Annotated in this window: 11 protein-coding genes; 3 read left to right on the top strand and 8 right to left on the bottom strand. The window is 60.0% G+C overall.

Translation table 11 applies throughout. The annotated features are described in order from the left end of the window. Positions 1-50: 50 nt before the first annotated feature. Positions 51-1,391 (top strand): hemolysin family protein, encoded by a 1,341-nt coding sequence (locus tag ABV589_RS14315; RefSeq protein ID WP_007962298.1) that lies wholly within the window; start codon positions 51-53, stop codon positions 1,389-1,391. 171 nt (positions 1,392-1,562) lie between these two features. On the opposite strand, the gene ABV589_RS14320 is transcribed toward ABV589_RS14315, so the two are convergent. The 7 genes from ABV589_RS14320 to ABV589_RS14350 form a co-directional block, all read right to left on the bottom strand. Further along, positions 1,563-2,459: a M23 family metallopeptidase gene (locus ABV589_RS14320; protein ID WP_367082106.1), complete on the bottom strand. Its 897-nt coding sequence runs from the start codon at positions 2,457-2,459 to the stop codon at positions 1,563-1,565. Positions 2,460-2,643: 184 nt separating this feature from the next. Next, a complete protein-coding gene (locus ABV589_RS14325) occupies positions 2,644-3,588 on the bottom strand; it encodes a response regulator (protein ID WP_367082108.1) in 945 nt (314 codons plus the stop codon). A 178-nt stretch (positions 3,589-3,766) separates the two neighbouring features. Continuing rightward, complete coding sequence (gene phoU / locus ABV589_RS14330) at positions 3,767-4,528, bottom strand: phosphate signaling complex protein PhoU (RefSeq protein WP_007962290.1); 762 nt, start codon at positions 4,526-4,528, stop codon at positions 3,767-3,769. Positions 4,529-4,600: 72 nt separating this feature from the next. Beyond that, positions 4,601-5,434 (bottom strand): phosphate ABC transporter ATP-binding protein PstB, encoded by an 834-nt coding sequence (gene pstB / locus ABV589_RS14335; protein ID WP_007962289.1) that lies wholly within the window; start codon positions 5,432-5,434, stop codon positions 4,601-4,603. Between the two features lie 184 nt (positions 5,435-5,618). Next, positions 5,619-7,289 (bottom strand): phosphate ABC transporter permease PstA, encoded by a 1,671-nt coding sequence (gene pstA, locus ABV589_RS14340; RefSeq protein WP_367082110.1) that lies wholly within the window; start codon positions 7,287-7,289, stop codon positions 5,619-5,621. A gap of 15 nt (positions 7,290-7,304) precedes the next feature. Continuing rightward, positions 7,305-9,338: an ABC transporter permease subunit gene (locus ABV589_RS14345; RefSeq protein WP_367086202.1), complete on the bottom strand. Its 2,034-nt coding sequence runs from the start codon at positions 9,336-9,338 to the stop codon at positions 7,305-7,307. Between the two features lie 425 nt (positions 9,339-9,763). Next, positions 9,764-10,768, bottom strand: a complete 1,005-nt coding sequence (locus ABV589_RS14350) for a phosphate ABC transporter substrate-binding protein PstS (RefSeq protein WP_086792482.1) — start codon at positions 10,766-10,768, stop codon at positions 9,764-9,766. A gap of 187 nt (positions 10,769-10,955) precedes the next feature. Between ABV589_RS14350 and ABV589_RS14355 the strand changes: the two genes are divergently transcribed. Together ABV589_RS14355 and ABV589_RS14360 are read left to right on the top strand one after the other, a co-directional pair. Beyond that, on the top strand, positions 10,956-12,014 hold the full coding sequence (locus ABV589_RS14355) for a helix-turn-helix domain-containing protein (RefSeq protein ID WP_039765108.1): 1,059 nt from the start codon (positions 10,956-10,958) through the stop codon (positions 12,012-12,014). After that, positions 12,011-12,502: a nucleotide-binding protein gene (locus tag ABV589_RS14360; protein ID WP_039765106.1), complete on the top strand. Its 492-nt coding sequence runs from the start codon at positions 12,011-12,013 to the stop codon at positions 12,500-12,502. Before ABV589_RS14355 ends, ABV589_RS14360 begins: the two co-directional genes overlap by 4 nt. A 14-nt stretch (positions 12,503-12,516) precedes the next feature. Here ABV589_RS14360 and ABV589_RS14365 read toward each other — a convergent pair whose 3' ends face one another. Beyond that, on the bottom strand, positions 12,517-13,815 hold the full coding sequence (locus tag ABV589_RS14365; RefSeq protein ID WP_367082111.1) for an MFS transporter: 1,299 nt from the start codon (positions 13,813-13,815) through the stop codon (positions 12,517-12,519). Positions 13,816-14,026 lie beyond the last annotated feature (211 nt).

Consider the following 14,026-nt stretch of genomic DNA (forward strand, 5'->3'; position numbering starts at 1 on the left):
GCGCGATTTTTTCTCTCTTACGAATCACACGGAACCTGCAAAACTCCATCATGGACCCTTCCCCTGGCTTGTCCCTCGCTACGATATTCGCCGATTTCGGCATGATTCTTTTCGCTCTGATCCTGGTTTTGCTCAACGGCTTCTTCGTTGCGGCGGAATTCGCCATGGTCAAACTGCGCTCGACCCGGGTCGAGGCCATCGCCGACAAGAACGGCTGGCGCGGGCACATCCTGCGCACCGTACACAGTCAGCTCGATGCGTACCTCTCGGCCTGCCAGCTCGGTATCACCCTCGCCTCCCTCGGTCTGGGCTGGGTCGGTGAGCCGGCCTTCGCGCACCTTCTCGAGCCGCTGCTGAGCGCGGTCGGCGTGCAGTCGCCGGAAGTGGTCAAAGGCATTTCGTTCTTTACCGCGTTCTTCATCATTTCCTACCTGCACATCGTGGTCGGTGAGCTGGCGCCCAAGTCGTGGGCGATCCGCAAACCCGAGCTGCTGTCGCTGTGGACGGCGGTGCCGCTGTACCTGTTCTACTGGGCGATGTACCCGGCGATCTACCTGCTCAATGCCAGCGCCAACGCGATTCTGCGCATTGCCGGCCAAGGCGAACCCGGCCCGCACCACGAACACCATTACAGCCGCGAAGAACTGAAACTGATCCTGCACTCCAGCCGTGGTCAGGACCCGAGCGACCAGGGCATGCGCGTGCTGGCCTCGGCGGTGGAAATGGGCGAGCTGGAGGTGGTCGACTGGGCCAACTCCCGCGAAGACCTGATCACCCTGGAATTCAACGCGCCGCTGAAAGAAATCCTCGCGATGTTCCGCCGCCACAAGTTCAGCCGGTATCCGGTGTACGACAGCGAACGTCAGGAGTTCGTCGGCCTGTTGCACATCAAGGACCTGCTGCTGGAACTGGCGGCGCTGGACCATATTCCGGAGTCGTTCAACCTGGCTGAACTGACCCGTCCGCTGGAGCGCGTGTCGCGGCACATGCCGCTGTCGCAGCTGCTGGAGCAGTTCCGCAAGGGCGGCTCGCACTTTGCCGTGGTTGAAGAGGCCGATGGCAACATCATCGGCTACCTGACCATGGAAGACGTGCTGGAAGTGCTGGTCGGCGACATCCAGGACGAACACCGCAAGGCCGAGCGCGGGATCCTCGCGTATCAGCCGGGCAAGCTGCTGGTGCGTGGCGACACGCCGCTGTTCAAGGTTGAACGCCTGCTCGGTATCGACCTGGACCACATCGAAGCCGAAACCCTCGCCGGGCTGGTTTACGAGACCCTCAAGCGTGTGCCGGAAGAGGAAGAAGTGCTGGAAGTCGAAGGCCTGCGGATCATCATCAAGAAGATGAAAGGGCCGAAGATTGTGCTGGCGAAGGTGTTGATGCTGGATTGATCGCGATTGCAGGACAGCTTTTGTGGCGAGGGAGCTTGCTCCCGCTCGGCTGCGCAGCAGTCGCAGAGCAGTGTGCAAGGTGTATGTGATCGAACGCGATTTCAGGGTTTTGGGGCCGCTTCGCAGCCCAGCGGGAGCAAGCTCCCTCGCCACAGTTGAGCTCCACTGGTTTTACTGTTTGCCCAACGCAAAGTTGGGCAACGCTCCCAGTGGCTGGTTGAACTGATACGGAATCGACACCAGCCCCTGCCCGGTATTGCGCTGCACCACAAAGTGCAGGTGCGGGCCGCTGCTGTTGCCGGTATTGCCGGACAGCGCCAGCGGGCTGCCAACCGTCACCCGCTGCCCCTCGCGTACGTTCACCGAACCTTGCTTGAGATGCAGGTACACACCCATCGTGCCGTCGTCGTGCAGCACCCGGACGAAATTGCCGGAGGCATCATTGCCGCGCCCGCTCTGTGAATTTTCGGTTTTCACCACCACCCCGGCCCGTGCGGCAATGATCGGTGTCCCCACCGGCATGGCGATGTCCATCGCATACCGGTTCTTCGGCCCATAGTGGCTGTATTGGCCATTGGCACCCTGACTGAGACGGAACGGCCCGCCCCGCCAGGGCAGCGGGTAGCGATAGCTCTGCGCGGCGCCTGTGGGGTCACCCAGCGAATACTGGAATTGAGGTGAATACACCAGCGGCTGACCGCGGGTAATCGCTGTCAGCAGCGCCAACCGCGTGTTGCTGCGCGCCGGCAGCACTCGGCGAATCGTCTGCGCCGGAACACCACGCACATTGCTCAGGCCGGTGAACGCCAGTGCAATCTCGACCGGCGCATACAGATCGTTGCGCACGAACACCACGTCGCTGCCCTTCTGCTTCTTGATATCGAGATACACCTGACGCTCCAGGTGCTCGACCATGCGGTCCTGAAACACGAACACCTGCGAGCCTTTGCTCGGCCGGTCGCTGTACGAGACCACGCCGTTGGCATCGGTGGATTTGTAAATGGTCATGGCCACAGTCGAGGTGGAGGCCAGGAAAAGACCACAGAAAAACAGCAGGCGCGCGAGCATGGGCAAGAGTCTGTCGAAGGAAGGCCTGGAAATGAGCCTAGCAGCTGAGACAGACCAGGCTAGTCGACAGATGTTTCAAATTGGGCAGCGCACAAAGCAAAAGATCGCAGCCTGCGGCAGCTCCTACATTGGAATGCGATCCTGTAGGAGCTGCCGCAGGCTGCGATCTTTTTCGATGCGCCGCTTACGCGCCTGGAACGAAGTGCTTCTGCGCCGTACCGCGAGCGATCAGGCGGGAGATGTAGTCGAGCTTCTGCGCGTCCTGATCGACAAAGCGGAAGGTCAATTGCAGCCATTCGCTGTCCGGCTTCGGCTCGTGGGCGACCACGGCGTGCAGGTAGCCATTGAGGCGGGCGATTTCCGCGTTGTCGCCCTGCTCCAGATCGAGCACGGCACTGTCGAGGATCTGCGGCAGCGTCTCGGTGCGTTTCACCACCAACAGCGCTTCCTTGATGCTCAGGGCCTTGATCACGCATTGCTGAGTGCCACTTGGCAGGCGCAACTGACCCTGGCCACGACCACCGGCCGGCGCTTTCGAGGCGGCCGGGGCCTGAACTGGCGGGCTGTTGAGCAAACCACGGGACGGCGCAGCAGCTGCAGCAGGCTTGGCGAACGGATTGACCGCAGCAGCGGCCGCCGGCGCGGCACCAACCACGGCAGGCTTGCCGCCGGTCAATGCACTCAGGGAATCGTTGCCGAACGCCGAGTTCATCTTGGTCGGCGCGCTGTTCATCAGGGCGTCGAGCTTGCCAACCTTGTTCAGCGCCTGCTTGACCTTGGTCAGCAGTTGCTCGTTGGTGAACGGCTTGCTGACGTAGCCGGAAACACCGGCCTGAATCGCCTGCACCACGTTCTCTTTATCGCCACGGCTGGTGACCATGATGAATGGCATCGACTTGAGATTGTCTTGCTGACGGCACCAGGTCAGCAGCTCAAGACCGGACATTTCCGGCATTTCCCAATCGCACAGGACCAGGTCGAACGCTTCTTTGGCCAGCATGGCCTGGGCCTTTTTGCCGTTGATGGCATCCTCGGTGCGGATCCCCGGAAAATAGTTACGCAGGCATTTTTTCACCAGGTCGCGAATGAACGAAGCATCGTCCACGACCAACACACTGATCTTGCTCATCCAACACCCCTATAAAAATCCCGGCAAGCATACCGCTTTGCTGATGGCACATTGCCAACAATCTTCAGTCACGCCGGGACTTTTCGTTCGCGGGTGCTGCTTTTTAATTCGATTCGCTGTTCAAGCACCATAAACAAAAACGCCCGGCCAAAGGGCCGGGCGCTTTTCTCAGGCAATCTTACTTATCGTCAGCATCGCCCGGAACATTAGCGGTTTCGCCGCTTGTGCCTTGAACTTCTTCTTTCATGCGCTTGAGGCCCAGGTGGCGCACATCGGTGCCGCGCACCAGGTAAATCACCAGCTCCGAGATGTTGCGCGCATGATCGCCGATGCGCTCCAGCGAACGCAGGACCCAGATGATGCTCAGAACCCGCGAGATAGAGCGCGGGTCTTCCATCATGTAGGTGGCCAGCTCACGCAGCGCGGTCTTGTATTCGCGGTCGATGACCTTGTCGTACTGCGCCACCGACAGGGCCAGATCGGCGTCGAAGCGGGCAAACGCGTCCAGCGCATCGCGCACCATGTTGCGCACCTGGTCGCCGATGTGACGCACTTCGACGTAACCGCGCGGCGCTTCGCCTTCTTCGCACAGCTGAATGGCGCGGCGGGCGATCTTGGTCGCTTCGTCGCCGATGCGCTCCAGGTCGATCACCGACTTGGAGATGCTGATGATCAGCCGCAGGTCGGACGCCGCCGGCTGCCGACGGGCGAGAATGCGCAGGCATTCTTCGTCGATGTTGCGTTCCATCTGATTGATCTGGTCGTCGATCTCGCGCACCTGCTGGGCCAGGCCGGAGTCGGCCTCGATCAGCGCGGTGACCGCGTCGTTGACCTGCTTCTCGACCAGTCCGCCCATGGCCAGCAGGTGGCTGCGCACTTCTTCCAGTTCAGCGTTGAACTGCGCGGAAATGTGGTGGGTAAGGCCTTCTTTACTAATCATGTTGGCGTCCTTGGAGCGTCCGGTAAGGTGCGGCGGGCCGCAGTCAATTCAGTGAGCGACAACCAGCGTCTGCTAGCCGTAACGACCGGTGATGTAGTCTTCGGTCTGCTTCTTCGCCGGATTAGTAAACAGGGTGTCGGTGTCGCCGAATTCCACCAGTTTGCCCATGTACATGAACGCCGTGTAGTCGGACACCCGCGCAGCTTGTTGCATGTTGTGGGTGACGATGACGATGGTGAACTTGGACTTCAGCTCGTAGATCAGCTCTTCGACTTTCAGGGTCGAGATCGGGTCGAGGGCCGAGCACGGTTCGTCGAGCAGCAACACTTCCGGTTCAACGGCGATGGTGCGGGCAATCACCAGACGCTGCTGCTGACCACCGGACAGGCCGAGTGCCGAGTCGTGCAGACGGTCTTTGACTTCGTCCCACAGTGCCGCGCCTTTCAATGCCCACTCGACGGCTTCGTCGAGAATGCGCTTCTTGTTGATGCCCTGAATGCGCAAACCGTAGACCACGTTTTCGTAGATGGTCTTGGGGAACGGGTTGGGCTTCTGGAACACCATGCCGACGCGGCGACGCAGTTCGGCGACGTCTTCACCCTTGCGGTAGATGTTGTTGCCGTACAGGTTGATCGCACCTTCGACACGGCAACCGTCAACCAAGTCGTTCATGCGGTTGAAGGTGCGCAGCAGCGTGGACTTGCCGCAGCCGGACGGGCCGATGAACGCGGTCACGCGCTGTTTCGGGATGTTCATGCTGACGTCGAACAGCGCCTGCTTCTCGCCGTAGAACAGGCTCAGACCCGGGACTTCGATGGCCACGGTTTCCTGCTCGAGGCTCAGGCTCTGCTTGTCGCGACCCAGGGCCGACATGTTGATGCCGTGGGTATGTGTTTCGTGCTGCATGGGAGGCTCCCTGTGCTAACAAATTCGGTTCGTTGAACCGCCGGACAACGCCAGCGGGTTACTCAAATTCTGTGTCTGTCGCGACTCCTGTGGGAGCTGGCTTGCCAGCGATGGCATCACCGCGGTGTTACTGGCAGACCGAGTCGCCTGCATCGCTGGCAAGCCAGCTCCCACAGGGTCTGTATTAACTGTCCAAAGCTTTGTATTTTTCGCGCAGGTGGTTACGAATCCACACCGCCGACAGGTTCAACGTGGCGATCACCAGCACCAGCAGCAGCGCCGTGGCGTACACCAGCGGTCGTGCCGCTTCGACGTTCGGGCTCTGGAAGCCGACGTCATAGATGTGGAAGCCCAGGTGCATGATCTTCTGGTCCAGGTGCAGGTACGGGTAGTTGCCGTCCACCGGCAGCGACGGCGCCAGTTTCACCACACCCACCAGCATCAGCGGCGCCACTTCACCGGCGGCGCGGGCCACGGCGAGGATCATGCCGGTCATCATCGCCGGGCTGGCCATTGGCAGAACGATCTTCCACAGCGTTTCGGCCTTGGTCGCGCCCAGTGCCAGCGAGCCTTCACGGACGGTGCGCGGGATACGCGCCAGACCTTCCTCGGTCGCCACGATCACCACCGGCACCGCCAGCAGCGCCAGGGTCAGCGAGGCCCAGAGCAGACCCGGAGTACCGAAGGTCGGCGCCGGCAGTGCTTCGGGGAAGAACAGACGGTCGACCGAGCCACCCAGCACGTAGACGAAGAAGCCCAGACCGAACACGCCGTAGACGATCGCCGGAACGCCGGCGAGGTTGTTTACCGCGATGCGGATGATCCGGGTCAGAGCGTTCTGCTTGGCGTATTCGCGCAGGTAGACCGCCGCCAGTACGCCGAACGGGGTCACGATCATCGCCATGATCAGGGTCATCATCACGGTGCCGAAAATCGCCGGGAAGATCCCGCCTTCGGTGTTCGCTTCACGCGGGTCGTCGGACAGGAACTCCCAGACCTTGCTGAAGTAGAAACCGATCTTGGTCAGCGTGCCCATGGCATTCGGCTGATAGGCGTGAACCACTTTGCCCAGGCTGATTTCGATCTCTTTGCCGTTGGCATCGCGGGCGGTCAGCGCGTCGCGGTTAAACTGCGCATGCAGATCGCTCAGACGGGCTTCGATGTCCTGATAACGCGCGTTCAGCTCGGCACGTTCGGCGTCCATGTCCGCTTGCGCGGTGGCGTCGAGCTTGCCGTCGAGTTCCAGTTTGCGCCCGTGCAGGCGGATGCGTTCCAGCCCTGCGTTGATCGCACCGATATCAGTCTTTTCCAGCGACTTGAGTTGCGCCGCCAGACCGTTCACACGGTTGATTCGCGCTTGCAGCTCAGGCCAGGCCGCTTCGCCCTCGGCGATCACCTTGCCGTCCTGTTTGACGTTGACCAGGTAACCGTAGAAGTTGCCCCACTCGCGACGCTCGATCGCCATCAGTTCCTGCGGCGTGGTCTGGTTGGTCAGCCACTCGCCGACCACCCAGGTGAAGTCGTTGCCGTTCAGGTCACGGTTGCCGACCTTGATCAGCTCGCGGGTCATGAATTCCGGGCCTTGATCAGGCACCGGCAGGCCGGCGCTTTTCAGGCGGGCACGCGGCACTTCTTCCTTCTGTACCACTTCGCCGATGACCAGGTGATTGGCCTGGCCCGGTACGTCGTAGCTGGCGTGGATCAGGTCCGCCGGCCAGAAGTGACCGAGACCGCGCACGGCAATCACCGCCAGCAGGCCAATGGTCATGATGACCGCGATGGACACCGCGCCACCGCTGATCCAGACGCCCGGGGCGCCGCTCTTGAACCATCCATTCAGGGAGTTCTGTTTCACAGACTTCTACCTTTCTTAAAGCGACGAGTATTTCTTGCGCAGACGCTGACGAATCAGTTCTGCCAGGGTGTTCATGACGAAGGTGAACAACAGCAGCACCAGCGCCGAGAGGAACAGCACGCGGTAGTGGCTGCCGCCGACTTCCGACTCGGGCATTTCCACCGCGACGTTGGCGGCCAGGGTGCGCAGGCCTTCGAACAGGTTCATTTCCATGACCGGAGTGTTACCGGTGGCCATCAACACGATCATGGTTTCGCCGACCGCACGGCCCATGCCGATCATAAGCGCCGAGAAGATCCCCGGGCTGGCGGTGAGGATCACCACGCGAGTCATGGTCTGCCACGGCGTGGCACCGAGCGCCAGGGAACCGAGGGTCAGGCCACGCGGCACGCTGAACACGGCGTCTTCGGCAATCGAGTAGATGTTCGGGATCACCGCAAAACCCATCGCCAGGCCGACCACCAGAGCGTTGCGCTGGTCGTAGGTGATGCCCAAGTCGTGGGAGATCCACATGCGCATGTCACCGCCGAAGAACCAGTTCTCCATGTACGGGCTCATGTACAGCGACAGCCAACCGACGAACAGGATCACCGGAATCAGCAGCGCACTTTCCCAGCCGTCCGGGACTTTCAGGCGAATCGACTCAGGCAGGCGGCTGAAGGTGAAACCGGCGACCAGAATGCCGATCGGCAGCAGCATCAACAGGCTGAAGATGCCCGGCAGATGCCCTTCGACATACGGGGCGAGGAACAGACCGGCGAAGAACCCGAGGATCACCGTCGGCATCGCTTCCATCAGTTCGATCACCGGTTTGACCTTGCGGCGCATGCCCGGGGCCATGAAGTACGCGGTGTAGATTGCCGCGGCAACCGCCAGCGGTGCCGCCAGCAGCATCGCGTAGAGCGCCGCTTTCAGGGTGCCGAAGGTCAGTGGCGACAAGCTCAGTTTCGGTTCGAAATCGGTGTTGGCAGCGGTCGATTGCCAGACGTATTTAGGCTCGTCGTAGTTCTCGTACCAGACCTTGCTCCACAACGCGCTCCACGACACTTCCGGGTGCGGGTTGTCGAGCAGCAGCGGTTGCAGCTTGCCGCCGGCCTCGACGATCACCCGGTTGGCGCGCGGCGACAGACCGAACAGACCCTGGCCCTCGGCGACCGGCTCGACCAGCAGGGTGCGGTGCGCGGTGCTGTGGAAGACGCCGAGCTTGCCGCTGGCATCGAGGGCCACGAAGCCCTTGCGACGCTCTTCGGCAGTGATTTCAACGATTGGCGCGGAGCCCATCTGGAAGGTACGGATCTGCTTCAGGCGCAGCTCGCCGTCGGTATCGCGAGCCATGAACCACTGGGCCAGGCCACCCTTGGAGTCACCGATGATCAGCGAGATGCCGCCCACCAGCTGGGTGCTCGCGGTGACTTCGGCGTCAGCGTTTTCCAGCAGTTTGTAGCGACCGTTGAGGCTCTTGTCGCGCAGGCTGAACACATCGGCCTGAGCACGCCCGTTGACCACGTACAGCCATTGCTGGCGCGGGTCGACGAAGATGTTTTTCACAGGCTCGGTCATCTGCGGCAGCTCGATACGCTTCTGCTCGTTGGTGACTTCACCGGTCATCATGTTTTCTTCGCTGGTCAGCGCCAGCACATTGAGTTGCGAACCGGTCGAGCCCACCAGCATCAGGGTCGAATCGGTAGCGTTGAGGCTGACGTGCTCCAGCGCCCCGCCGCTCTCGTTCACCGCGATCGGCGTGTTGCCGTAAGGAAACTCGATGGCCGGGGTGATGGTTTTCTTGCCATCGGGGTAGCTGACTTTATAGGTGTGACGGAACACCAGCGCCTGGCCGTTGGACAGGCCCACCGCCACCAGTGGATGACCTGGCTGATCTTCACCGATGGAAGTGACCGTTGCGCCAGCAGGCACCGGCAGATCGACGCGCTTCAATTCAGCGCCACTGTCGATGTCGAAGAACAGCGCCTGGCCCTTGTCGGAAACGCGCATCGCCACCTGATTCTGCTCTTCGAGTGAAATCATCAGCGGCTTGCCGGCGTCCTGCATCCAGGCTGGGGTAATGGCGTCTTTCGCGGTCAGGCTGGCACCGTGGAACAACGGTGCAACGACGTAGGCGAGAAAGAAGAAGATCAGGGTGATGGCTGCCAGCACCGCCAGCCCGCCAACGAGGACGTACCAGCGGGTGAAGCGATCCTTGAGCGCGCGAATGCGGCGCTTGCGTTGCAGCTCAGGCGTATTGAAATCAATGCGCTTGGGAGGGGAAGTCGTAGTCATTGGGGAATTGGCCAGATCATTCATGCGCTCACCCTAGCGATCCTGTATGACAGAAAGATGACAATGCAGTGACGCACCAAATCCACCGCCAGCGGGACTGGCAGAGGATTGAAAATTTGAGGTGTGTAAAAGGCCGGTCTGCTGGCAGATCCGGCCTTTTACCTGAGTCCGGTGGGGTTCACCCCGGACTCAGTTTGTTACTTTTTTGCGACTTCAGCGCCGCCTTCCTGCAGACCCAGGTCAGCCAGTGCTTTTGCAGCAACCTTGGCCGGCAGCGGGATGTAGCCGTCTTTCACCACCACTTCCTGACCCTGTTTGGACAGAACCAGTTTCACGAACTCGGCTTCCAGCGGGGCCAGAGGCTTGTTCGGGGCCTTGTTCACGTAAACGTAGAGGAAGCGCGACAGCGGGTACTTGCCGTTCAGGGCGTTTTCTTCGGTGTCTTCGATGAAGTCAGTGCTGCCTTTCTTCGACAGAGCAACGGTCTTCACGCTGGCAGTCTTGTAGCCGATGCCCGAGTAACCGATGCCGTTCAGCGAGGAGCTGATCGACTGCACAACCGACGCCGAACCTGGCTGTTCGTTGACGTTAGGCTTGTAGTCGCCTTTGCACAGGGCTTCTTCCTTGAAGTAGCCGTAAGTGCCGGATACCGAGTTACGACCGAACAGTTGCACTGGCTTGTTGGCCAGGTCGCCGGTCACGCCCAGGTCGCCCCAGGTTTTCACGTCGGCTTTGGCGCCGCACAGACGGGTAGACGAGAAGATCGCGTCAACCTGTTCCATGGTCAGGTGCTGGATCGGGTTGTCCTTGTGCACGAACACCGCCAGGGCGTCCACGGCCACCGGGATAGCGGTTGGCTTGTAGCCGTATTTCTGTTCGAAGGCCGCCAGTTCGGTGTCCTTCATCTTGCGGCTCATCGGGCCCAGGTTGGAGGTGCCTTCAGTCAGCGCAGGTGGCGCGGTGGCGGAGCCAGCGGCCTGAATCTGGATGTTTACGTTCGGGTATTCTTTCTTGTAGTTCTCAGCCCACAGGGTCATGAGGTTGGCCAGAGTGTCGGAACCAACGCTGGACAAGTTGCCCGATACACCGGTGACCTTGGTGTAAGCCGGAATTGCCGGGTCAACGCCAGCGGCTACCGCGTGGGCAGTCGCAACGCCAGCAGCGACAAAAGTCATTGCCGCCATCAAACGCTTCAGTTTCATGCCTTACTCCTAGCAGATAGGGTGTGTTAATTCGGGGCCAAGTATCAGCAGGCCGTGTGAACACTTTATGGCTGAAATATGACAATTGGATGAAAGGCCAGCATCCGGGGTGTCACAAAAAATGAATTCCGCAGCAGGTTGACAAATCAAATCCAAAAGATAGCCTTGTCAACCACGAGAGGAACTCATGATAAACGACCGAATTCGCCGCGCCCGCCTGCAACGAGGCCTCACCCTAGAGGGTCTGGCGGCCCAGCTTGGCGATATCACCAAACAAGCGTTAAGCAAATATGAGAAAGGGTTGAGCACTCCAAACTCTTCTCGCCTGCTGCAACTGGCCAAGGCACTTCAGGTCAGCCCCGAATATTTTTTCCGCGCGGAGGTTATTCCTCTGGCACCTCTTGAGTTTCGAAAGCTGGCCAGAATGCCCAAGTATCGCCAAGCTCAAGTTGAAGAAAAAATTCGGGAACATCTCGAGCGCTACATTTCACTTGAGCAATGTTTCGATCCAGCAGATATCCAGACCCCTGCCACCCCCGCACAGATGCTCCCGGTTTCAACCCTCGAAGAGGCCGAGCTAGCAGCCGAGAAGCTTCGCCAGTTTTGGGGAATCGGTAGCGATCCCATCGCCAATCTGACTGAGCAACTGGAAGAGCACAGCATCAAGGTTGCAATGCTGAACGGCCCAGATGATTTCGATGGCGCTTGTGCTGCTACCGGTGACGGCGAACACGTACTAATTGCTTTGAATGCTGACCGTCCAGGTGAGCGAATCAGATTTACGGCTGCTCATGAGCTCGGCCATTGGGTTATGGCGTTGCCTGGAGACATGCCGGAGAGAGACAAAGAAAACTGTTGTCACCGTTTTGCCGGCGCATTTCTCTACCCCGCCAAAAGCGTAACCGGCGATTTCGGCAGCCATCCCCGGTCCAGAGTCCATCCACGAGAGCTACTGATCGCCAAACGCCAATACGGAATATCGATGCACGCTGCGTTGAGACGACTGAAGGATCTGAAGCTACTTAGCGAAAGTGGCTACAAATCCCTCACTATTCAATTCAGTGCCAACGGCTGGCGCAAAGCAGAGCCCGAACCTATGCCGTGCAAACCGCCCCAGCGCTTTGATTCGCTGGTGTTCTGGGGATTGGCGGAAGGATTGATCACCAAGTCGCGGGCTGCTGAACTCCTGCGCAAACCAGTGAGCGCACTTGACCCCAATTTCTTGGGCTCACTGGAGAGTGCATGAGTCTGATCTATATCAGTGATACAAATATCTGGATCGACTTCAGAAATGCCGGACTGCTGGAGCAGATGTTCAGTTTGCCGTTTACGCTGTGTTGCACTGACTTCGTAATGTACGAACTCGACGACTTTTCACACGACGAACTGCTCGACCGAGGATTGATTGTCGAATCGTTCGATGAGGCAGGTGTAATAAGATTGTCGGGGCTGAGGATCGAGCACAACAACAGCTCTTTAGCCGACGTCTCCTGTTACTTACTTGCGCAGGAAACGGGCCGTCCTTTACTCACCGGAGATGGCAGGTTGCGCCGTCAGGCCCAAAGAGATGGGTTACAGGTACACGGCGCGCTATGGCTGCTCGATTTAATGGTAGAGCACCAAGTCATCGACGAAACAGAAGCTGCAAATGCTTTGGCTCACATGCTCGAACACGGTGCTCGCCTGCCGATTGGCGAGTGTGAAACAAGGCTTTCGCGCTGGCGAAAGCCCTGAGTCCTGGAACTAAATCAGCGTCCCTTCTTCCACAGCCACGCGCCAACCATGATCCCCATCCCGCACAGCACAGCCACGTAGTAGGCAGGGCCCATCGCACTCTCTTTAAGCAGCAGGCTGACCACCATCGGCGTCAGGCCACCGAAGATCGCGTACGCCACGTTGTACGAGAACGACAATCCGCTGAAGCGCACCACTGGCGGGAACGCCTTGACCATCACGTACGGCACCGCACCGATGGTGCCGACCAGCAGACCGGTCAGCGCATACAGCGGGAACAGCCAGTTCGGGTGATCGGCGAGGCTGTGATAGAAGGTCCAGGAGCTGATCAACAAGCCCAGGGAACCGAAGACAAACACCCGGCCCGCGCCCAAGCGATCGGCCAGCGCACCGGAGATAATGCAGCCGATGCTCAGAAACACGATCGCCAGGCTGTTCGATTGCAGCGACTCGGTCGGCGAGAAGTGATAGACCGTCTGCAGCACGGTCGGGGTCATCAGAATCACCACGACGATGCCGGCGGACAGCAGCCAGGTCAGCAGCATCGAGATTGCGATTGCCCCGCGATGGTCACGCAACACCGCGCGCAGTGGCACTTCTTCGGCCAGTGCCTTGCGCAGTTGCAGCTCGGCGAATACCGGAGTCTCGTGCAGCCAGCGACGCAGATACACCGAGAACAGGCCGAAGACGCCACCGAGCAGGAACGGGATCCGCCAGGCGTAATCCGCGACTTCCACCGGCGTATAAATGCTGTTGATCGCGGTGGCGACCAGCGAGCCGAGCAGGATGCCCGCCGTCAGGCCGCTGGTCAGGGTGCCGCAGGCATAGCCGATGTGCTTTTGCGGCACGTGTTCGGAAACGAAGACCCACGCCCCCGGCACCTCACCACCAATCGCCGCACCCTGGATCACCCGCATCAGCAACAGCAGGATCGGCGCCCAAAGGCCAATCTGCGCGTAGGTCGGCAACAGGCCCATGATCAGGGTCGGCACGGCCATCATGAAAATGCTCAGGGTGAACATCTTCTTGCGCCCCAGCAGGTCGCCGAAGTGCGCCATGACGATACCGCCCAGCGGCCGCGCGAGGTACCCGGCGGCGAAGATGCCGAAGGTCTGCATCAGGCGCAGCCACTCGGGCATGTCGGCCGGGAAGAACAGCTTGCCGACCACGGTGGCGAAGAACACGAAGATGATGAAGTCGTAAAACTCCAGCGCACCGCCCAGGGCCGATAGCGACAGAGTCTTGTAGTCATTGCGGGTCAGGGGGCGTGCAGGTTGCTCGGGCTGCGCGAGGCTCGAAGGCGCTGTGGTCATGGCAAGGGCTTCTCTTATAGGCGGATCTACCGCCACAACAACGCTGGCTGTGGCTTGGGCAGGTTCGGCACCATAGCAAATTGTTCGAAAAAGCACATAGAGGCGCGTATTTGCCGGTCAAAATCAGAACCCGATGGTCGTCGCGGAGTCTACCGACCGATATACTCGCAACCTTGCTCCGGTTTGTAGGGGGTTGCTGTGCGAAAACGTC

It is taken from the genome of Pseudomonas sp. HOU2 (assembly GCF_040729435.1).
GTDB lineage: Bacteria > Pseudomonadota > Gammaproteobacteria > Pseudomonadales > Pseudomonadaceae > Aquipseudomonas.

Coding starts and splice junctions, on each gene's coding strand:
- phoU (WP_007962290.1), bottom strand. CDS start 4,528: ATGATTAGTAAAGAAGGCCTTACCCACCACATTTCCGCGCAGTTCAAC.
- pstB (WP_007962289.1), bottom strand. CDS start 5,434: ATGCAGCACGAAACACATACCCACGGCATCAACATGTCGGCCCTGGGT.
- ABV589_RS14320 (WP_367082106.1), bottom strand. CDS start 2,459: ATGCTCGCGCGCCTGCTGTTTTTCTGTGGTCTTTTCCTGGCCTCCACC.
- ABV589_RS14360 (WP_039765106.1), top strand. CDS start 12,011: ATGAGTCTGATCTATATCAGTGATACAAATATCTGGATCGACTTCAGA.
- ABV589_RS14325 (WP_367082108.1), bottom strand. CDS start 3,588: ATGAGCAAGATCAGTGTGTTGGTCGTGGACGATGCTTCGTTCATTCGC.
- ABV589_RS14315 (WP_007962298.1), top strand. CDS start 51: ATGGACCCTTCCCCTGGCTTGTCCCTCGCTACGATATTCGCCGATTTC.
- ABV589_RS14345 (WP_367086202.1), bottom strand. CDS start 9,338: ATGCAGGACGCCGGCAAGCCGCTGATGATTTCACTCGAAGAGCAGAAT.
- ABV589_RS14355 (WP_039765108.1), top strand. CDS start 10,956: ATGATAAACGACCGAATTCGCCGCGCCCGCCTGCAACGAGGCCTCACC.
- ABV589_RS14365 (WP_367082111.1), bottom strand. CDS start 13,815: ATGACCACAGCGCCTTCGAGCCTCGCGCAGCCCGAGCAACCTGCACGC.
- ABV589_RS14350 (WP_086792482.1), bottom strand. CDS start 10,768: ATGAAACTGAAGCGTTTGATGGCGGCAATGACTTTTGTCGCTGCTGGC.